Source organism: Rhodococcus sp. NPDC055024, assembly GCF_053608585.1.
In genome coordinates this window covers 60,112-81,090 of record NZ_JBSGVT010000009.1, presented here as the reverse complement: position 1 = coordinate 81,090, position 20,979 = coordinate 60,112, and the positions used below count along the sequence as shown (strand labels likewise).

Here is a 20,979-nt window from a genome sequence, read left to right as displayed (position 1 = left end):
TAAATCCCCTTCATAGAGAGCGTGTATTACCCGAGCGCGGAAGAGAACCACCGCAAGATCTCCGCGCTCGCTGCGATACCGGACCTTTCTGTCACAGTAACGGTCGGCCGTTGCCAATTCAGTTCTTCCAGCTCACCGTGCCTCGGCCGGATCGCGAAATCGGAGTATTCGAGCATGTCCGCGTCCAACGCACCGTCACCAGCCGAGATCACGACGGCTGACTGATCCAGATCGCCCGACTCGACCAGCCTGCGGCGCACCTCTGCCAGCGCGCGTGACTTCGAGACCGCGTCGGGCATCGTGTAGATCTTCCGGCCTTGACGCGAGACGTTCCAGCCTCGTGCCACGCACCAGTGATTCCATTCGGTTTCGAAATCACTCGGCATCACGGCCAGATCGACGACCAGGTACGGAAACAGATCGTCGGCAACACGAATGGAGCTGACCCAGCTCGAGTCGATCCGCGATTCCAGTTCTGCATGAACCTGCGGCAACTCGGCGCCGGCTTTGCGAGTCGAACGGTCGATCTCGTTTCGCCATTCGAGATCGGCTTCGCCGTCTACGAGGATGTTTCCGCCGTTGCTCGTGATCGCGTACTTCCACGGTCCGCCGGGAAGGTCGATCCGCTGGAACTGTGCAATGGTCCTGGTGGTTGTCGGAATCACCGGAACCCGCGAGCTGAGCGCAGTCAGCAATTCGATCGATTCGACGCTCATGTGCGAGAGCGGACCGCCGTTGTAGTACTCGACGCACAGCGGGCTCGGTGCCGAATCCAGATCGGAGCCACTGGGATCACCGCCGATCGCGGCCTGTGAATAGATCATCGTGCGGTCCAGATCGGTGGCGATCAAGACCTGGGACGCCGCGGTGTCCACACGGCTCACGTGATGTCCTTGATCAGGCCGACACACGAGTAGGCGAGATCCGGGACGACCTCGACCGGGACCCCACGGGCCTGTGCCAACAACCGGATGTGTGCGTGCTCCGGGGCTTCGAGTTCGCGCACCAGAACCTTCCAGGGAAGCCGGCGCAGTAGCACCCTGGTTGTTTCTCCGACACCGGGTTTGACGAAGTTGACCGTCGAGATCCCGTATTCGGCCTGCACCTTCTCCACCGACTCCCAGCCTGCCCAGGTCGGCGTCCGATCGGAATCGAGCACTGCGGCCAGAGAATCCGCGACATCGGCACGGACGGAGTCGAACTCGGCTGAGACCACGTCGAGCAACCTGTTGGAGACGTCGACGTCGGCGAGGTCTGCGTAGAACTTGGCGCCGTGGAAATCGCCAGGCCCGATGAGGGTGTCGTTGAGGACTGTTCGTGAGACCAAGCCCGACACCGTCGAATTGAGGCACGCGGACGCGATCAGGAAGTCGTCGCGAGTGCCGTACGTTCGCACGCAGTGGCCGGGGTCTGCGAGAACAGCCAGATCGGAATCGAACTTCGCTCCGCCCGCCTCGTGGTACTCCGTCAACGCTGCGTCGAGTTCGCGGGCGATGGCGCCCTTGCCGGTCCAGCCGTCGACGAAGACGACGTTCTCCGAGTCGTGATGGTGCGCAAGGTAATCAAGCGCGACGGAATCGATGCCCTTGCCGCGGACGATGGACACCGCGTAGTGCGGCAGCGTCAATCCGCGAGTCTGCTGCGCCCAGCGCCGCATCAGAATCCCGATCGGGGTCCCGGCCCGGGCAAGTGAGACCAACGTGATGTCACTCCCCCGCTCGGCCAGCACCAGGTCCATCACGGTCCCGACAGCGCGCGCCAACCGTGGAGCACTCTCGGCGAGCACCGTCTCGAACAGATCCCGGTACGCCTGATCGGGTTGGTACTCGATGGGAAGAGACTCGGCATAGTGAGCCTCACCCGACTGAATGCGCTTCTCGCGCACGGAAACATCAGCTTCGAGATCTACGTGCGAGAGATCCTTGAGCAGCCACTTCACTTCACCCGGCGCGTACGAACCGAAATCGGGTCCGACCAATGGTTCGTTCATGTCGACTCTCCTGCTCTGAAATCTCGCAGCGCCGACGGATCGGCCCCGCGAACGGTGGCGACCAGGACGTCGGTGCCGGAGTTCCGCAACACCTCGACCACTCCGTCCATCGCCGTCAACCGATCGGTGTCGGCGGGCTCGTCGATGACCAGCAGCGCAAGGGCGTCGACCGCCACATCAGGCCACTGCGCGTTGTAGACGTATCGAGGCTCGTTCTCACCCAGTTCCGGTGCCGGAAAGGTGAACCCGCGCCGCAGCGGGTATCCCGGCACGTCGACGACGTACGCGGGTGAGCGAGTTGTGGTCTGGTACCGAACTGCTCGCCCAGAGCTTTCCAAGCCCGCAGCGATGCACAGTGGCAGGTACATCAACTCTTCGTGACCGATCACGATCACAGCACGCGACGGGTCGATCGATGACCCGAGGATGGACACTACTGCCTCGATTGCGGACTCGAATGCCTCGGTGTCGACGTCGAGAAATCCGTGCCGGCCACCGTCGGGAACATGTGCCGGCCACGGCAGATCCAGGCGGGACAGTGTGCCGCGTCGGTCACCGATCGGATTGAGGTCCGGAGCATCCAGAGCCGTGACACGCTCGGTCAGGCCGTCGGGCAGGACCGTCGAACCCGAAGCGAGAGAGACGTAATCGATCCGCACACCCAACTCCGCGGCTGCCGCCTCACTGACGGCGCGGTGCTCCTCGGTTCTCATGTCCACCAACGAGGCCACGACGTAGCGGCTGCGTGGGCATTGCCCATGCAGCGCCCGGATGGCGTCGATCGCGGTGGCGCCGGTGGAGATCTCGTCGTCGACGAGGACCAGCGGCAGGTCGTTCTCGAACAGTTCGGCGGACGTGGGCTGCATCAAATGACTCGTGGCGTGCGAGTGCCCCTCCTCGAACCCGGCGAGCGTAGTAGCACCGGGTACGTCTCGGCGCGTGGAGTGCAGGTAGCAGTGAGCGTGCAGGCGAGCCGCGACGCAGTGACCCAAACCTGTTGCGGTTTCGGCAAACCCGAGAACAACGACGTCGACACCATCACCGAGGGTGGTTCGCACCAGGTCCCCGAGGTCGTCGGCAGCACCGATGACCACGGACGGCTCGGTGGGCACGTGCTTACCCAGCACGGTGGAGACCAGCAGGTGCGCGCGGCGCGGATTCCGTCGAAGACCCGGGATCACCAGATCGGGCACCGAATGCCCGAGTGACGAATCACCGTGAACGAGGTCCAAGCCGAATTCTGCTGTAGCCCAGGGAACATCCTTGGACTGGACAAGCTCTGTCATCGATCGACCAACGCCGTCAGCAACTCGACAAACGTGATCCCCTTGTTGGTCACACCGAACACGTGAGCGCGGAGCGCGGTCTGCCGCGCCCAATTGCGATGCGGCTTCATCTCGTTCATCTTGTTCCGGTAGCCGGACGCCTGAACTCCACCGGCGTCGGCACCGAGAATGTCGAGGGCATCGTGGTATTCCTCGTGCGTGACCGCGGACAGTGCATTGACCGCGGCGACGTGCGACGGGTGGATGACCGTCTTGCCCTGGATTCCGTTGGCTCGGTCCAGCGCGATCTCACGGAGCAGACCGTCGAGGTCGCGGCTGACGAGATGCTGACGGAACCGGACGGCGTCGTGTTCCTCGAACGGGGTGGCGCGGAGCATCGGCCGGAACATGCGTTCGTGATCGGCGAAGTACTCCCACACCGGCCCGGTGATGACAAAACCCGAACCGTCGGCGCGGCCGAGATAGTTGACGATGTCGGCGATGACGTCGACCACCACGCGCACGTCGTAAATGGTCAGATCGCGGTCACGACGAATGCCGAAGGTGCTGCACATGTCGGTGGCGCCGATGCGGACCGCAAGAATTCGATCGCGGTGCTGCGCGAGAATCCCACTGATAGTGCGCAATTCGAGATCACGCGTATCGCGATGAACCAGCGCGGGTGATTCGAGCACCGGCATCGCGTAGAGATGCTTACCCAGCAACTCTGACGCATCCGCGACGGCGTCGAGGAACACGGGGCCGGACTCGCTGCCGAACTTCGGGATGACGAACCCGGTGAGGGCGGCGCGCCCCTCGGTCAACGATGCAGCGACCTTGTGGATGTCCGCGACTTCGCGGACCCGAACGAACAGCAGCATTCCGACGGCGTCGGTGGACGCGATCTTGTCGAGAGCTTCAACCGCGTTTGCGCGCGCCGATTCGACCTCGTGATCGGCGACAGCGTCCTCGAGATCGAGCACCATCGAGCTGACGCCCTCGGACGCACGCTTGGACACGACGTCGGCCAACCCGGCCCGAGTGGCGGGAACGTAGAGAGTTGCACCCAGCGCAATCGCAAGCAGATCCCTCTCGTCGGAATCCGCGAACGATCGAGGCGCATGCAGGAACAGTTGCTCCCGCACGTCATCCTCGAGATGTTGAAAGTGCTGCATTTCTCTTCTCTCTGTAACCGCAATCAAGTCCATGAAACGACCCCCTGTGACAACGCGTCGAGCAACTCCGATCCCCCGATCGGCTCGACCATTCAGTTCTTGCCGGCTCGCGCCCGCATCTTCTCGACAACTTCGGTGATGAACGTCGATACCGAGTCCAGCTGTAATACATACGACCAGTAGTCCGGATGAGTTCCCGACAGTGACGCACTCGCTCGCTCGATCCTTGCTAGTTGAGCATCGAGTACGGAGCCCCACTCCGCCACCAACCCTTGGTTAACAGCGAACATCTGGGCGTCTTTCAACCGGAAACGAACCTCACGTTCCTTTTGGCTCGGATCTGCCCGAACTGCACGCAGAGTAGCGAGACGGTCCGTCACGGCATCGGCGCACGCTTCGGCGTCGGCGAGGTGCACGCGGGCTTCGGCCATCAAAGCGAGTGCATGTTCGGGGTTTCCCGCAGCCAGCGACTGCTTCGCTTCCTTGAGATCGATGTCGGCCTGATCGATATGTGCTCGGCTGCGACTGCTGTTGTCGACGAGGTCAGCGGAACTCGCGGCGTTGAACTCGCGCAGCAATGCGGAGTACGCCGGATCCAGGCGGTCCACTCGAGTGCGCACTGCCGACAACCTGGTCGAGACCGAGGAAATCGTCATCTCGGCACGGTGCTGGGTCGACGGGGCTTCTGCCAATGCTTCTTCGAGCGCCGATACCGCTTCGCGGACACTCTCGGCCCGCGTGCGGACTGCGTCGGCGCGACCGGATGAGCGCGCATTGTCGAGCGCTGCAACCGCGTCGTCGAGGTGTTCGGAGGCCGTCACCACCGACGGGTACTCGCGATAGCGCTGATCGGTGGCAGCCAGTTTTTCCCGGACGGCGTTCGCCAGGGTTCGGGCCTGCTGGCCGAGGACGGGAATGGCGGACATCGTGACCGTCGCCTGCTCGAGGTGCGCACGATGCCCGTTGTAGAAGGCGTCGACGCCCTGCGCTGCCTCGACAAGTGCAGCTACCGACTTCTCGAACGCCGCCCGAGCACCGTTCGGGTTCTGGTGAAGTACCTGATCGTTGCCGTATCGCTCGGATGTGTCGAGGTAGTCCGACGCTGCCTGATAGCACCGGTCACGAACGGGTTCCCACTCCGCGCGCAGCCCTCGCTCGGGGTACAGCTCGGCGGAAGCGTCGACTGCTGCCGACGCGATTGTCTGCCGCTTGTCCATGTCGAGGAACGCCGAAACCATGGCCGTCTGCGCCTCCCGCGCACGACTGACCGACTCCCCCACTCTTGCCCCCCGATTGAAGCGCTCCGACCATCTTCCCACCACGATTGAATCCTACGGGTCCAGCACTTCGCTTCTCGGTTCGTAATTCTGCTGTTACGGCGAACACACCGGAACTGCGGTTAGGGTGGTGGAGGTAAACACACTCCCAAGACGACTTCGCGTCGTAGTGGGCCTTGTCTCTCCTCTTGAAAGGACCCCTGAATGGGCGTCAGCTTGACCAAAGGCGGCAATGTCTCTCTCACGAAGGAGGCCCCGAACCTGACTGCAGTGGTCGTCGGCCTGGGCTGGGACGCGCGTTCCACCACCGGAGCCGCTTTCGACCTCGACGCCAGCGCAATCGGCGCAGGCTCGAACAAGAAGGTCCTCTCCGACCAGCACTTCATCTTCTTCAACAACCTGCGTTCGCCCGACGGCTCGATCGAGCACAAGGGTGACAACACGGATGGCGAAGGCGAAGGCGACGACGAGCAGATCGACGTGAACCTCGCAGCGGTTCCCGCCGAGATCGAAAGCGTTGTCTTCCCCGTCTCGATCTACGACGCAGAGGCTCGCTCGCAGTCCTTCGGCCAGGTCCGCAACGCGTACATCCGCGTCGTCGACAAGGCGAACGGCAACGAGCTCGCTCGCTACGACCTCTCCGAGGACGCTTCCACCGAAACCGCCATGGTCTTCGGTGAGCTGTACCGCAACGGTGCAGAGTGGAAGTTCCGCGCAATCGGCCAGGGTTACGCATCCGGCCTGTCCGGCATCGCGCGCGATTACGGCGTCAACGTCTGATCTTCGCTCTCGACGAGCTGACTCGGGGAAGGTTCCGCAGTAGTGTGTGGAACCCTCCCCGTTTTCACGTTCGGATGCGGTGAGGCACCGCTTGCAGTAACCACTCTGCATTGACCAACTAGAAAGGGCCACGCTCCGTGGTACTGCGAATATTCGGTTTGTCCATCGCGATCTCGATCATCGCGATGATCGTCGCGTTCATCTACGGCGGACCCGAGGCACTATTCCTCGTCATCATCCTGTCGATTCTGGAAATCTCGCTTTCCTTCGACAACGCCGTCATCAATGCGACCGTTCTGCGAAGAATGAGTGACTTCTGGCAGAAGATCTTCCTCACCATCGGCATCGTCATCGCCGTCTTCGGTATGCGTCTGGTGTTCCCGCTCGTGATCGTCTGGGCTGCTTCCGGGCTCGGACCCGTAGCTGCGCTCGACCTCGCACTCAACCCGCCTGCCGACGACGCCGCGTACTTCGCCAACGGCGAGCCGAGCTACGAAACCATCCTCACCGACGCTCATCCGCAGATCGCCGCATTCGGTGGCATGTTCCTGCTGATGCTCTTCCTCGGCTTCATCTTCGAAGAGCGTGAGATCACCTGGCTGTCCTGGCTCGAGAAGCCCCTCGCTCGCATCGGTAAGCTCGATCAGCTCTCCGTCGTCGTGGCCGGCATCGTCCTGGTACTCAGTGGTTCCTTCCTCGCCGCTGACGACAAGGTTTCGACCGTCATGATCTCGGGCGTTCTGGGCATGATCACCTACATCGCGGTCAACGGATTGGGTGAACTGTTCAACTTGCCGGAAGAAGGCGAAGAAGGCGAAGAGGTGACCACCAAGTCCGGTGGTCCCACCGAATTCGCGAAGGCCACCGGCAAGGCCGGCTTCTTCCTGTTCCTCTACCTCGAGGTCCTCGACGCGTCCTTCTCCTTCGACGGCGTCATCGGCGCATTCGCCATCACGGCGGACCCGATCATCATCGCCCTCGGCCTCGGCTTCGTCGGCGCAATGTTCGTCCGTTCCATCACGGTCTTCCTGGTCCGCAAGGGCACGCTCTCCGATTACGTCTACCTCGAGCACGGTGCCCACTGGGCCATCGGCGCTCTGGCCGTCATCTTGATGGTGTCCATCGGCGTTCACATCAACGAGATCATCACCGGCCTCGTCGGTGTCTTCTTGATCGGCGCTGCTTTCATCAGCAGCCTCATTCGCAACAAGCGAATCGCGAACGAAGATCCGAAGTTGGACGAGAACACTCCGGCAACTGTCTGACGTTCTTTCACAAACGCCCGCGACCAATTGGTCGCGGGCGTTTTGTTTGTTATGCCTGAATTGAAGCTTTCGGCATTCACAGCCGCGCGGCTAATGTTCAGCCGCGCGCCACATTCAGCCTGCGGCTGAACAATTGGGCTGCGGGTGCGAAACCGCACAAATTTTGCGCTACCCCTGCACAATCAGGAGGCGAAATCCGACTGTGCACAGCGATGAGGGGGAAATTCGTGGAAGATCAGTTTCTGTCCAAAGGCCAGAACATCGAGCTCCCCGACGAACTCGAACAGATCGACATCGTAATCACCTGGGACAACCCCGAATTCGGTGTCGACGCCTCGGCATTGCTTCTGGGTGCAGACGGAAAAGTCAGGTCCGACGCCGACTTCGTCTTTTACAACCAACAGGAATCTGCTGACGGCTCGGTTCGATACCTCGGCCGCCGCGAAGCCGAATCCGGCTCGCACGAGCGCCTCCTCGTACACCTCGCTACCGTGCCCGATCAGGTCGACGCGATCGCGTTGGTAGGCAGCGTCGACTCCGGTTCCTTCGGCGACCTCGGCAAACTTGCGCTCCAACTAGTTGATTCCGGCGGCTCTCCTATCGCCGAATACGTCACCGCCGACGCGTCCACCGAAACCGCATTCGTCTTCGGTCAGGTCTATCGGCGCAACGGGAAGTGGAAACTTCGTGCCATCGGCCAAGGTTGGGCTTCAGGACTCGCCGGGCTCGCCGAAGACTTCGGAGTCGACGTAAGCGAGGACGCCCCCAGCGAGGAGCCGGAGTCACCTGAGCTGGAGACGCCCCACCTGATATCGGAGCCAGAACCATCAGGCACCGGATCGTCAGGCACGGCACCGTCAGACATAACACCGTCAGACATAGCACCGTCAGACATCGAACTTACGACGCCGCCAAAGCCCGTACGACAACGAGGCGTTCGTACGGCGAAGCCCGTACCCAAGAAAGCCCCTCTACCCGAATTCAAGCACGCAGAGTCCGAGGCCTGGCAACGTGCACGACTCTTCTCGGTGATCGGCGTCGGAACCGGCGAGGAACAAGAACGCCGTACGACGTCGGCGCTGGTCTCCACGATGCAGGCCGTTCCGCTGTTCGCCCGGGCGGTCTCGTCGCGCGTGGGTGCGCCGGCCGGCTCGTTCGAGGGATACGTCGAAGTTCCCTACGTCAAAGGTGAATCTCGGGTGATCCCGGATGCGGTGTGGCGCATCGCCCGCGGAAGCCGACTCTGGACCGGCTTGCTGGAGGCAAAAACCGGTGCAGGCACCCATACCCGAGAGCAGCTCGAAAACTATCTCGACGTCGCCAAGAAGAACAAGTACGACGTCGTGATCAGCCTGTCCAACGACTTGCCTGCCGGCGCCGGCGAACTACCGGTGGAGGTGGACAAGCGAAAGCTCACCAAAGTCGCGCTGCGGCATCTCTCCTGGGCAGAAGTCATCCACGAGGCGCGGATGGTGCTCTCGCACGGCGGAATCGACAACCCACTGCAGGGTTGGATTCTCAGCGAGTTTCTCCGGTATATCGAACATCCCAAGTCCGGGGCCGAGGAGTTCGTCGACATGGGTCGCCATTGGGTATCGATACGCGATTCCGTCAGCGCCGGGACTCTACGTTCTGGAGATCCGAAGGCAGCGGCCGTCGCTCAGTCGTGGATCGCGCTTGCACGGAATCTTGCGCTGCGGTTCACCGCTGATCTCGGTGTCGTCGTCAAACATGTGTTGCCCCGCCGGGTAGTCAACGACGCTGAAGCGCGTACCGCGCTGACAGTCAACGAATTGGCGAACGACGGCACCTTCAGCGCCAACCTCCGAATCCCCGACGCTGCCGGAGAATTACGGGTTACTGCTGATTTGAGAACCAACAAAGTGAGCTGCAGTACAACGGTTTCCGCTCCTGACGAAGGTACCGCGGGAAAACGGGTAACTTGGGCTTTGCGTCAATTGAAAAACGCACCCGAGGACTTGTTGGTCGAAGCGTTGTTCACCGGTCCTGCCTCGTCCACATGCGAGACTCTTACATCGGCTCGTGCAACACCTCGCCTACTGACGGACGGACAAGGCGGTCAACTCAGTTCGTTCGTACTGACGCAATCCTTCGCCCTTGGCAGCAAGCGTTCGGGCACTGCTGCGAGTTTCATCAGCAGCGTCACCAGTTCGGCTGAGATGTTCTACTCCGAAGTCGTTCAACCGCTGCGTGAATGGGTCCCCGCCGCCCCCAAGGCCTCCGACCTCCCCCGAGAAGAACAAGCCGACGACGAAAACTAACCATGGACGAAATAGTCATAGACCGCGCAACGGACGAGGACGCTGCGGAAATCCTTGTTCTACAACGCTGTTGCTGGGTTTTGGAAGCAATCTCCAACAACAGCATGGACATTCCCCCACTCCACGAGGACCTTCCCACGGTCCGGGCCTGGATTCAGGAGTCGACCGTCTGGACCGCACGACGCAGCGGCAGGCGCGTCGGGGCCGTTCGAGGCACAGCGGACGGAACTGTCTGGCAGATAGGGCGTCTCATGGTGGCACCGGACTTGGCGGGTAACGGCCTCGGCCGGCGCCTCCTGCAGCACGTGGAACAGAATGCTCCGGCGCACATCACCAGTTTCGGATTGTTCACCGGAAGTAAGAGCGTCCGGAACATTCGCTTGTACTCCCTGGCGGGTTACGTGCAGTTGCCGCCGGACCCCAACCACATCCCCGGAGTTGTGTACTTGTCGAAGCCGAAGGTCGCCGTCGCCGACTGAACGGCGATACTGACTTGTGTGGTGAACATTCGCGTCGCAGCACAGACGGACTTGCCGTTCTTACGTGAGCATGACTCGCACGTCGCAGCCGAGGAACTCACGTCAGTGGTCCAACGCGGTCGGGTGCTCCTCGCTGAGCACAATGGTGAAGCGGTCGGGTGGCTGCGCTGGGGCTTGTTCTGGGACGAAATTCCGTTCATGAACATGCTGACCGTCCTGTCTTCTCACCGCAGCCAGGGCACCGGACACGCCTTGGTCGCATATTGGGAAAAACAGATGTACCGTGCGGGACATTCACAGGTTCTCACCTCCACCCTCTCCGACGAGTCAGCCCAGAACTTCTATCGCGCAATGGGATACATCGACGCCGGAGTCTTGTTACTCCCGGGCGAATCCTCCGAGATCTTCCTGCGGCGAGACCTCGAGACTGTGCCCGATCTGCCCGATCCCCACATTACCCGCGAGTAATATATGGTGGTCGTCACACCGCGATCTCAGGGTGGGGCGTGGCACACCAACGTGGAGGACGAGTATGTCGTCAAGGGTCTTATCTCGCGCAGTTGTCGGAGTACTTGCGCTCGCACTGACAGGCGTCGGCGCACCGGTAGCGCTCGCGCAGCCAGCCCTTGCCAAGTCTCCCGATGACGGTTTCTACAGCTACGACGGCGCGGCACCCCTCTCGTCGTACGCCCCGGGTGCGGTCCTCGAGACTCGCACCGTGCCGTACACCGTGCTCAACATCCCGACCCCGATACAGGCAGTGCAGGTTCTCTATCGCTCGACCGACGCCCTCGGTCAGCCGTCCGCCAACGTCACCTCGATTCTGCGCCCGGCCAACGCCCAACCGAACAAAGTTGTTTCGTACCAGTCCTTTTACGATTCGCTGAACCCCGACGACAGTCCGTCGCGGGCCATAGCGGGTAACACCCCGATCGGTGACTGGACTCCCAGCGGACGCAACTTCAACATCGGCGGAACCTTCACGAGCATCGAAGCGGCTCTGTTCGGGCCGCTCTTCGCACTGGGCTACACGATCGTCGTCCCGGACACCGAGGGCCCGGATGCAAACTTCGCTGCCGGACCCGAATACGGGATGATGACGCTCGACGCTCTGCGCGCAGCTCGAGATGTCCCGGAAACCGGAATCACCGACGACGCCGAGATCGCGCTGATGGGGTACTCCGGCGGAGCGATCGCCACCAACTGGGCTTCGATCCTCGCTCCCGCGTACGCACCGGAGATCAACGACAACTTGATCGGTGCCGCGCAGGGCGGCGTGCTGGTCAATCCGGCCAACAACCTTCGCTACGCGAGCGGAAGCATCGGGTGGGGCGGCGTTGTCGGCATGGCAGTTGTCGGCGTTGCGCGTTCGTACGACATCGATTTCGGGAAGTATCTCAGCGACCGTGGACGCGACGTCATGGCTCGACTCGAAGACGCGTCCATCGGCAATGTGCTGGCGCAATACCCCGGACTGACCTGGCAAGATCTGGTCAAACCCGAGTACGCCGATCCCAATACGGTTCCCGAGTACGTCGATGTCGTGAACAAGATCAACATGGGCACCGCGGCGACGCCGACCATTCCGATGTTCATCGCGCAAGCAGCCAACGGCACCATTGAGGGCACCCAACCCGGCGGCCCCGGTGTCGGAGCAGGAGACGGCGTCATGATCACGGGCGACGTCCGCAGCCTCGCACGCAAGTACTGCGACGCCGGCCTGGCGATTCAGTACGACCAGTACGACACCATCAGCCACTTCCTCGGCGCCATGCTCTGGCTCCCCGGTGCGCTCGCTTGGGTCGACGACCGACTGAATGGCAAGCCTGCACCGTCCAACTGCGCGAACATCGCACCGGGGAACTCTCTTGCGCCGCAGGAACATGCGCGCTAGCTGAAAGAGACATTTACTTCGACGGCTCCACCTCCCACCGAACGTGAGTCACCAACGGTTCCAGACTCAACCGGCTGACGGCGGATTCCAGAAGTCCGTCGTCACGCTCCGCGGCAGCCAGTTCGGCCACCACCCGCACGCGGTCACTGTCCGGGATATCGAAGGACTGCACTGACCGCAGTTGAAACTCCGGCCTCGAAATAGACTGCACGGTAAGCCCTCTGATGTGAGCCTCGGCGTCACCGTGGCAAGTCACCTCGAAGGTGTAGTCCGCAGGCGGTTCCTCGCGTCCGGTGCGCGCAGGCTGGTGATCCATCATCCGGCCCAACGGCCTCAACAGCGTGTTCGCCAACATGATTGCACCGGCACCGAACACCGCCACCCAGTACATTCCGCCGCCTGCCAGCGCGCCGACGGCGGCCGTGGCCCACAGAGTTGCGGCGGTGTTCAGGCCCGTGACCGAGGCCCCCTGCTTCATGATCACTCCGGCACCGAGAAAACCGATCCCGGAGACGATCTGCGCTGCGACGCGCGTCGGATCAGCGTCCGGCCCCTGAAACCCGTACGCGCCCATGATGACGAAGAGCGTCGCACCCAAGCTCACCAACGCGTTGGTTCGCAGACCCGCCATCCTTGCGCGCCATTGCCTTTCGATCCCCACGGCAGCGCCGAGGACGAGCCCGAGCGCAATCCGCACAAGGATGACGTGAATTTCCACGGTGAACTCCTAGAGCCAGGTCGCGAATCGACGGATGAACATTCCCTTGGCCACCTGCGTGACGACGCAGTATGCCGCGAGAGTGAGGACCAGCCACGGGAAGTAGTTCCACGGCAGTGAAACCAACCCGAGGGAATGACCCCAGGACGTGAACGGGAACACCAGCGCGAAGACGCAGGCGGCGCCCGTGCTGAGCAGTACCGGCAGCGATGCACGCGACTGGATGAACGGGATCTTGCGGGTGCGGATCATGTGAACGATCAGCGTCTGCGAGATCAATGACTCGATGAACCAACCCGATTGGAACAGGGCTGCGTGCTCGGGAGAGTTGGCAGCGAACACGAACCACATCAGCGCAAACGTCGAGATGTCGAAGATCGAACTGATCGGGCCGATGAACACCATGAACCGGCGCAGGCTCTTGGTCTCCCACTTACGGGGCTTCGCGAGGAAGTCGTCGTCGACTCGGTCCCACGGGATCGTGAGCATCGAGAGATCGTAGATCAGGTTCTGCAACAACAGAACTACGGGAATCATGGGGATGAACGGCAGCAGGGCGCTGGCGACGAGCACGGAGAAGACGTTCCCGAAGTTCGACGACGCAGTCATCTTGATGTACTTCTGGATGTTTCCGAAGGTCCGACGCCCTTCGATGACTCCTTGTTCGAGTACACCGAGGTCCTTCTCCAGCAAGATGATGTCCGCGGATTCGCGCGCGATGTCCGCTGCGGTGTCGACCGAGATGCCGACGTCCGCAGCCCGAAGTGCGGGTGCGTCGTTGACACCGTCGCCGAGGAAACCAACCGTGTGGCCGACCCGGCGCAGCGATTCGACAATGCGTGCCTTCTGCATCGGATCCGTCTTTGCGAAGACAGTTGTCCGTTGCACCAACTCGTCGAGGGCCTCGTCGCTCAACGCTTCGATCTCGGCCCCGGATACCACGGTTCCCACATCGATACCGACTTTGCCGCAGACGGTTTCGGCCACCAGTTCGTTGTCACCCGTCACCACCTTGACACCGACGCCATGGCTCGCGAGCGCTTCGATCGCCCCCGCCGCAGATTCCTTCGGCGGGTCGAGGAAGGCAAGCAACCCGACCAGGGTCATGCCTTCTTCGTCGGCAGTGGAGTATTCCCGTCGCTGCTCGTCGACAACGACCTTGGTCGCCACCGCGAGCACTCGCTTTCCCTGACCGTTCAGTTCCGCGACCAGTCGGTCGACTCGGGCCAGCCATCCTGGTGTCAGCTGGTGAGCTACTCCATCCAGTTCCACCGATTCACAGACCGAAAGGAGCTCTTCCACTGCGCCTTTCGTGACGATCAGATCACCGTCGCCGTGATCGACCACCACTGACAGGCGACGACGCTTGAAGTCGAAGGGAATCTCGTCCACCAACCCGTGCCGACGCGAGATCTCCTCGAGTACTTCAGGGCCGGCAGCCTCGATAACTGCGTCGTCGAGAAGACTGCGCAGTCCGGTCTGATTCACGGAATTGATCGCTGCGAGCCGCAACACGTCCTCGGATTTACGTCCGGCAGTGTCCAGATGCTCACCGAGAACGATACGGTCCTCGGTCAGAGTTCCGGTCTTGTCCGTGCACAGAACGTCCATGGCGCCGAAGTTCTGAATCGCGTTGATCTGCTTGACGATCACCTTCTTGCGCGACATGTGCAGCGCGCCCTTGGCCAGATTCGCAGTCACGATGAGCGGCAACATTTCCGGTGTCAACCCCACCGCGGTTGCGACACCGAAGAGTAGTGCTTGGCTCCAGTCCTTGGTCAGTCCGTTGATGATGAACACCGCGGGGACCATGATCAGCATGAACTTGATCAGCAGGTAACTGACGCTGCGCACTCCGACGTCGAAGCTGGTTTCGGGTCGCTTGGACGCCAATTGTGCTGTCATGGCGCCGAAGTAGGTGCGCTTGCCGGTGTGAACCGCGACAGCGGTCCCACTGCCCGACACGACGGAAGTACCCATGAATCCGATGTTCTCGGCTTCGAGCAGTCGATCGACGTCGATCCCCGAGGATGGTTCCGCAGACTTCTCGGCCGGCATCGATTCACCGCTGAGCATGGACTGATTGATCTGTAGATCCTTGGCCCGGATGATGCGGACATCGGCCGGGATCATGTCGCCGGCAGCAAGCTGGACTACATCACCTGGCAGTAGTTGCTCGATCGGAATCTCTGCCGTGACCACGGTGTTGTTGATCTTGCGGGTGGCCGCGACTGTTGTCGTCACCATTGCCTTGAGCGCCTCGGCGGCGCGGCTCGAGCGGTATTCCTGCCAGAACCTCAGGGACACACTGACAAAGATCATCAACCCGAGGGTGATGATGCCCTCGTAGGAAGGTCCGTCTTCCGGGTCCGCCCACACCACGTCGGTCGCGACCATGATCAGGGCGAGGAACACCAGGATCAGGATGAACGGGTTCTTGAACGCCCCCGCGAACTGCACGATTGCCGGCGCCGGGCGGTCGTGGCGGACGTCGTTGCGCCCGTATTGCCGGCGAAGATCGTCGATCTGATCGTCACGAAGCCCGTTGGTCGTCGTGGTCAGATCTGCGAGAACGGTGCGCGTGTCCGAGGTCGAGTAGTCGACCAATTCCTGTGCGCTTTCCTTTGCCAGGACTGTTGAATGTGTTTGTTGTGCACTGTTTCTCGTGGGCCGCGGCCGCAATGCGAGAACGGAAAATGACATGACGAATCTCCTCGGCTGCCCGAACGCATCAGACCATGTCAGTGCATCAGGGCAGCAGAATGCGCTGAACGACAATAGAAGTCGTCAGCGGACGCGGCAAAGCCGCGCAGATGAAACCGAGGGTGCAAATAGGTCAGAGGCTGAGCGAAAGACCGGGGCGAGCACCGTCGGTAAGAGCAGAAGGATGGGTCGGATATCGACTCGGCGGGTCGTCCACGATGGTCACCTCCTGAAAGTTCGGGGCGTCCGTTGACGCCACACGATTGCATGCGCAGCACACGCCAGGAGAACCGAATATCGACGTACTCTCGCCTTCGCCGGAAGAAACCGGCATCAAGCTGCGAAAACACCTCCACGTCCGAGTTTTGGCACTGCACGACGTGTCCCGATCCAAACCGGGAAGCCACTTTGGATCACCCCTTAAGCCGGGGAGATCTGTCCTAACCTTGGGCGTCTCTCGACGTCGTGAGATCAGTGGCCTGTGTTCGTGCAGAAGCCTCACCTAACGAGGTACTGCACCCAGAGGGTAGTTCTCAAATCTATTGCCTGTCAACCGAGCAACTCAGACGGCGGGCAATCCCGCCCGTGCGACGGCACCGGCGAAGAGTGCCGTCACAGCAGCGCCCATCACGCTCTGGTCTACTTCTTCCGGATCCACGGAGTGCTCGAGAACGAGCCCGGATATCAAGGCCATCAACGAGATTGCGGTAGTCCGCACATCGAAGGGCTCGTCCACTCCCCACTCCCGGGCACGTTCGCCGATCAACTCCACGAGCTGACTGCGTAAGTGGCGACGCTCACGCAAGTACGCCTGAGCGATCTGCGGATCACGTCCGGCGAGGACTCCGAATTCGAGGACGAGCAGTGACCACCCCGGATCGTCGACCATCCACGTTGCAATGGCTTCACCACCTTTGCCCGCCGCATCCGCCGGATTCATGCCGGCAATCTCGGCGAGTACGCGGCCGGCCAGTTCGAGAGACCGTTGCGCAAACAGTTCGGCGAACAGATCTTGTTTCGACTCGAAGTTGGAGTAGACAGCCCCCTTGGTGAAGCCGGCTCGGCGAGCAACTTCAGTGAGACGTGCAGCACTGAATCCGCGCTCGGCAAACTCTTCCGCTGCAGCGTCGAGCAGTCTTTGCCGCACCACGTCACGTCCGGGGCGGGTTACCGGAGTCCAGTCCGGTTGACGAGATTCAGTCACGATACCTAGAGTATTCAATACCTCGGGTATTGACAAGCTCTTTACTTTCGACAAGATCAGGACTCTTCGTGACCACTACGCATCCGGCACACGCCGCACCAGACAACAGCTCCACCCACGACGAACACCACCATGACAATCTGCTGGTGAAATACGGCGCACCCAAGGTGATGGCCGCGCTGTTCGTCGGTGTGCTTCTGCTGCAGATGGGCTTCATCCTCAGCTACGTCGCCGCCTTCCATCAGCCGACTCCGCGAGACATCGAAATCGCGGTCATCGCCGATCAGGGCACGCCCGACGGCATGGATCAGCAGATCGCCGACAAACTCAACGCCATCGACGGCAGCCCGCTCGACGCTCAGGTAGTCGACAGCACGGCGACCGCTCGCCGCATGATCAACGACCGCGAGATCCAGGGCGCCTTTGTCATCAACCCGGCCGGACCGGACACCCTGATCACCGCGAGCGCGGGCGGCAGTTCCATCGCGACGTCACTCGAAGCGGTGTTCACGAAGGTCGAGGCAACGCAGGACCGACAGTTCGTCGTCCGCGACGAGATCCCTGTCGGAGCGCACGACAACCGCGGCCTCTCCGGCTTCTACCTCTCGGTCGGCTGGGTCGTCGGCGGCTATCTCCTTGCGGCAGCCATCGGACTGTTCATCGGTGCGCCGAAGACGCTCCGCCAGGCAAGCGCACACACGGGCGTGATCGCGATCTACTCGGTCATCTCGGGAGCCCTCGGCGCCCTCATCACCTCGCACGTACTCGGAACTTTCGCCGGCCACTGGTTCCCGCTCTGGATCCTGGGAACAGCCGTGGTGTTCGGCACCGCCATGTTCACACTCGGATTGCGCGCCGCCATCGGCGTTCTGGCAGTCCCGCTGGCTATCGCCGTCTTCGTGATCCTCGGCAATCCCAGTGCGGGAGGCGCATTCGGCTCCAACGTGATTCCCTCGTTCTACGCCGCCATCGGCCGATGGATCACACCCGGCGCCGGCACCGAGGGCGTCCGGAGCATCGTCTACTTCAACAACGTCGGCGTCGGCCAGCCTGCCCTGACGCTCTTCCTGTACGCGCTGATCGGTGCGGTCATGCTGTTCGGCTTCACGATCCGTCGTAACCGAAAGTCCACCGACACGACGCCGACTCCAGCTGTGGCGAACGCCGACTAGTCCTAGTCTGAACTCATGACGAGCCTCCTCCACCCCAACGCCTCGCACGTCGCCGAAACACTGATCTCGCGGGGTCACCACGGCGTCATCGTCACGCAGCCCGACGCCACGCATACCGCAGCCGAGGCAGCGGCGGCCGTCGGGGTGGAGGTCGGCGCGATCACCAAGTCGCTGGTGTTCCTTCTCGACGACGATCCGGTCCTGCTGCTGGTCTCCGGCGCACATCAGGTCAACCTGAAGGCCACCGGCGAACGCCTCGAAGGCAAGCTCACGCGGGCGCCGCTGGAAATGGCGAAGGCCGCGACGGGCCAGCCGATCGGTGGGGTCGCTCCGCTCGGGCATCCCACCAACCTGCCGACGTACATCGATACCGCCCTCGAGCAGTACCCCGAGTTGTGGGCTGCTGCCGGGCACCCCAACACGGTCTTTCGCACGACGTACTCCGAACTCCTCCGAATCACCGCCGGCCTCGCCGTCGACATGGACTGAAGCACTTCAGCCAACCCGGTCCGAAACCACTCAGACGTGCGTCCACCTATAGTTGGACGCACCATGTGCACTGCAACCAGGACCCCGGCCGGCAACCACTGGCGACGACGGCACGTAGATCTGTGCCGCACCGACGCCTGTCTGTGTATGCCGAGCGCAGTCACCTCGACCACACCGCACACCTCGAGTTCCAGCCGGAGAGTTCCCGTTGTCTGACAAGCCGAATGCCGTTTCCAGCCACACCACCCCCGACGTCCCCGAAGTAGCGGCGACGCCCGAGTTGTCCACCGGTATCTGCGCCGGCGACTACCGCGCAGCGCTTCGCCGCCACCCCGCCGGTGTCACCGTCGTGACCCTCGATTCGGGTACCGGCCCGGTGGGTTTCACCGCCACCTCGTTCTCGTCCGTGTCGCTCGAGCCGCCGCTCGTCTCGTTCAACATCGCGGAGACGTCGTCGAGTATCAACGCACTCAAGGCCGCCGAGTCCTTGGTGATCCACCTTCTCGGCGAACACCAGCAACATCTGGCCCAGCGCTTTGCGCGTAGTGCCGATCAGCGTTTTGCAGACGAGTCGCTGTGGGCGGTACTCGACACCGGGGAACCGGTTCTGCACGGCACCCCCAGTTGGATGCGCGTCAAGGTCGACCAGCTGATCCCCGTCGGGGATCACACGCTGGTCATCGGACTCGTCACGCGGGTTCACGCCGAAGAAGACGACGAATCCGCTGCCGCGCCCCTGCTCTACCACGAGGGCAAGTACTACCGCCCGACTCCGTTAGGTCAATAGACAACTGTGCGCCTTTATTAACCGCCCGCGGTTAATAAAGGCGCACAGCAAGTTAGAGCGCTACGTACTTGGTATCGAGGTACTCGTCGATACCCTCGGTTCCGCCTTCACGGCCGAAGCCCGATTCCTTCACGCCACCGAACGGCGCGGCAGCATCGGAGATCGCGCCGCGATTGACGCCTACCATGCCGGTGTCCAGCTTGGCCGAGACGCGCATCGCACGGTCGATGTCGCGGGTGTAGAAGTACGCCACGAGACCGTACTCGGTGTTGTTCGCAGCCGCGATCGCTTCGTCTTCGGTGTCGAAACCGACCACTGCCGCAACGGGTCCGAAGATCTCTTCCTTCAGCAGGCGCGCATCGGCGGGCACCTGGTCGAGGACCGTCGGGGTGAAGAAGAACCCGGGGCCTTCGGGCGCCGATCCACCGGTGCGAACGCGAGCGCCCTTGGACACGGCGTCGTCGACGAGTCCGGTGACGGTTGCGAGCTGCTTGGTGTTGATCAGCGGGCCGATGTTGGTGCCCTCGGCGTCGCCGGCGCCTACCTTCAGGGCCGCAACCTTGGCGGTGAACTTGTCGGTGAACTCCTCGCGCACCGAGTTGGCGACGTAAATGCGGTTGGCCGCGGTGCAGGCCTCGCCGCCGTTGCGCATCTTCGCGAGCATTGCGCCGTCGACAGCTGCGTCGATGTCGGCGTCGTCGAAGACGATGAACGGTGCATTGCCTCCGAGTTCCATCGACGTGCGGAGCAGCTTGTCAGCGGCATTGCGCACCAACAGCTTTCCGACGCCGGTGGAGCCGGTGAACGTGACCTTGCGCAGACGCGCATCGTCCATCAACGGTCCGCTGATGGAAGCCGCGTCGGACGTCGGGAGGATCGAGAGCACACCGTCGGGCAGACCCGCGTCCGCAAACACCTGACCGACAAGCTGCATGGTCAGCGGCGTGTCCTCGGCGGGCTTGACGATGATGGTGCAACCGGCAGCGAGCGCCGGTCCGATCTTGCGCGTGCCCATGGCAAGCGGGAAGTTCCACGGGGTGATCGCGAGGACCGGTCCGACGGCTTCCTTGGTGACTAGGATGCGACCGTTGCCGGCCGGAGCCTGCGTGAAACGTCCACCGATGCGGACTGCTTCCTCGCTGAACCAACGCAGGAATTCGCCGCCGTAGTTGACCTCACCGCGGCTCTCTGCCAACGATTTACCCATTTCCAGGGTCATCATCAGCGCGAAGTCCTCGGCGCGGGCGTGAAGCAATTCGAAGGCGGTGCGCAAGATCTCGCCGCGTACACGTGCCGGAGTGGCCGCCCAGTCTTCCTGCGCCGCAGCGGCGAGGTCGAGCGCGCGGATACCGTCGGCAGCGGTGGCGTCGGCTACCTGGGCGAGTTCCTCACCCGTTGCCGGGTTGTATACCGCAAAGGTCTTCTCGGCCGGGACGAGCTTGCCGCCGAGCCAGAGACCCTTGGGTACGGAGTCGAGAAGATCTGAGACGTTGGACATG

18 protein-coding genes and 1 riboswitch are annotated in these 20,979 nt (G+C 62.2%); of the genes, 9 read left to right on the top strand and 9 right to left on the bottom strand.

Annotated features, from left to right (window positions below; translation table 11 throughout):
• Positions 1-26 precede the first annotated feature (26 nt).
• The 5 genes from ACWF6P_RS19505 to ACWF6P_RS19485 all read right to left on the bottom strand — a co-directional run bounded on the left by ACWF6P_RS19505 (position 27) and on the right by ACWF6P_RS19485 (position 5,668).
• Positions 27-884, bottom strand: coding sequence for an HAD family hydrolase (locus tag ACWF6P_RS19505; protein ID WP_378448119.1), 858 nt, complete (start codon positions 882-884; stop codon positions 27-29).
• Positions 881-1,990: a cysteine protease StiP family protein gene (locus ACWF6P_RS19500; RefSeq protein WP_378448118.1), complete on the bottom strand. Its 1,110-nt coding sequence runs from the start codon at positions 1,988-1,990 to the stop codon at positions 881-883. Before ACWF6P_RS19500 ends, ACWF6P_RS19505 begins: the two co-directional genes overlap by 4 nt.
• On the bottom strand, positions 1,987-3,276 hold the full coding sequence (locus tag ACWF6P_RS19495; protein ID WP_452622133.1) for a phosphoribosyltransferase family protein: 1,290 nt from the start codon (positions 3,274-3,276) through the stop codon (positions 1,987-1,989). Before ACWF6P_RS19495 ends, ACWF6P_RS19500 begins: the two co-directional genes overlap by 4 nt.
• Positions 3,273-4,430 carry an HpcH/HpaI aldolase/citrate lyase family protein gene (locus tag ACWF6P_RS19490; RefSeq protein WP_378448116.1) on the bottom strand — a complete coding sequence of 386 codons (1,158 nt, stop codon included), beginning with the start codon at positions 4,428-4,430 and terminating at the stop codon, positions 3,273-3,275. The genes ACWF6P_RS19495 and ACWF6P_RS19490 overlap by 4 nt, the downstream gene beginning before the upstream one ends.
• A 92-nt stretch (positions 4,431-4,522) precedes the next feature.
• Positions 4,523-5,668, bottom strand: coding sequence for a hypothetical protein (locus ACWF6P_RS19485; protein ID WP_452622265.1), 1,146 nt, complete (start codon positions 5,666-5,668; stop codon positions 4,523-4,525).
• Positions 5,669-5,911: 243 nt separating this feature from the next.
• Here ACWF6P_RS19485 and ACWF6P_RS19480 point away from each other — a divergent pair, with 243 nt between their 5' ends.
• The 6 genes from ACWF6P_RS19480 to ACWF6P_RS19455 all read left to right on the top strand — a co-directional run bounded on the left by ACWF6P_RS19480 (position 5,912) and on the right by ACWF6P_RS19455 (position 12,407).
• A complete protein-coding gene (locus ACWF6P_RS19480; protein ID WP_020906049.1) occupies positions 5,912-6,487 on the top strand; it encodes a TerD family protein in 576 nt (191 codons plus the stop codon).
• Between the two features lie 137 nt (positions 6,488-6,624).
• The gene (locus ACWF6P_RS19475) at positions 6,625-7,752 is read left to right on the top strand and encodes a DUF475 domain-containing protein (protein WP_452622132.1); all 1,128 of its coding nucleotides are present in this window, start codon (positions 6,625-6,627) and stop codon (positions 7,750-7,752) included.
• A 227-nt stretch (positions 7,753-7,979) separates the two neighbouring features.
• On the top strand, positions 7,980-10,034 hold the full coding sequence (locus ACWF6P_RS19470) for a TerD family protein (protein WP_452622131.1): 2,055 nt from the start codon (positions 7,980-7,982) through the stop codon (positions 10,032-10,034).
• A gap of 2 nt (positions 10,035-10,036) precedes the next feature.
• Positions 10,037-10,513, top strand: coding sequence for a GNAT family N-acetyltransferase (locus ACWF6P_RS19465; RefSeq protein ID WP_452622130.1), 477 nt, complete (start codon positions 10,037-10,039; stop codon positions 10,511-10,513).
• 18 nt (positions 10,514-10,531) lie between these two features.
• A complete protein-coding gene (locus tag ACWF6P_RS19460; RefSeq protein ID WP_452622129.1) occupies positions 10,532-10,981 on the top strand; it encodes a GNAT family N-acetyltransferase in 450 nt (149 codons plus the stop codon).
• A gap of 64 nt (positions 10,982-11,045) precedes the next feature.
• Positions 11,046-12,407: a lipase family protein gene (locus ACWF6P_RS19455; RefSeq protein WP_452622128.1), complete on the top strand. Its 1,362-nt coding sequence runs from the start codon at positions 11,046-11,048 to the stop codon at positions 12,405-12,407.
• 13 nt (positions 12,408-12,420) lie between these two features.
• Here the strand turns inward: ACWF6P_RS19455 and ACWF6P_RS19450 are convergent, their stop codons facing one another.
• The 3 genes from ACWF6P_RS19450 to ACWF6P_RS19440 form a co-directional block, all read right to left on the bottom strand.
• On the bottom strand, positions 12,421-13,125 hold the full coding sequence (locus ACWF6P_RS19450) for an MgtC/SapB family protein (protein ID WP_003941187.1): 705 nt from the start codon (positions 13,123-13,125) through the stop codon (positions 12,421-12,423).
• 9 nt (positions 13,126-13,134) lie between these two features.
• A complete protein-coding gene (mgtA, locus tag ACWF6P_RS19445) occupies positions 13,135-15,828 on the bottom strand; it encodes a magnesium-translocating P-type ATPase (protein WP_452622127.1) in 2,694 nt (897 codons plus the stop codon).
• 343 nt (positions 15,829-16,171) lie between these two features.
• Positions 16,172-16,345: riboswitch (M-box (ykoK) riboswitch) on the bottom strand.
• A gap of 45 nt (positions 16,346-16,390) precedes the next feature.
• On the bottom strand, positions 16,391-17,032 hold the full coding sequence (locus tag ACWF6P_RS19440; RefSeq protein ID WP_452622126.1) for a TetR family transcriptional regulator: 642 nt from the start codon (positions 17,030-17,032) through the stop codon (positions 16,391-16,393).
• A 68-nt stretch (positions 17,033-17,100) separates the two neighbouring features.
• Between ACWF6P_RS19440 and ACWF6P_RS19435 the strand changes: the two genes are divergently transcribed.
• The 3 genes from ACWF6P_RS19435 (at position 17,101) to dszD (ending at position 19,480) form a co-directional block, all read left to right on the top strand.
• Positions 17,101-18,204, top strand: a complete 1,104-nt coding sequence (locus ACWF6P_RS19435; RefSeq protein ID WP_378448107.1) for an ABC transporter permease — start codon at positions 17,101-17,103, stop codon at positions 18,202-18,204.
• 15 nt (positions 18,205-18,219) lie between these two features.
• Positions 18,220-18,693, top strand: a complete 474-nt coding sequence (locus ACWF6P_RS19430) for a YbaK/EbsC family protein (protein WP_378546156.1) — start codon at positions 18,220-18,222, stop codon at positions 18,691-18,693.
• Positions 18,694-18,901: 208 nt separating this feature from the next.
• On the top strand, positions 18,902-19,480 hold the full coding sequence (gene dszD / locus ACWF6P_RS19425) for an NADH:FMN oxidoreductase DszD (protein ID WP_003941189.1): 579 nt from the start codon (positions 18,902-18,904) through the stop codon (positions 19,478-19,480).
• Between the two features lie 52 nt (positions 19,481-19,532).
• Here dszD and ACWF6P_RS19420 read toward each other — a convergent pair whose 3' ends face one another.
• The gene (locus tag ACWF6P_RS19420) at positions 19,533-20,978 is read right to left on the bottom strand and encodes an NAD-dependent succinate-semialdehyde dehydrogenase (RefSeq protein WP_452622125.1); all 1,446 of its coding nucleotides are present in this window, start codon (positions 20,976-20,978) and stop codon (positions 19,533-19,535) included.
• Position 20,979 lies beyond the last annotated feature (1 nt).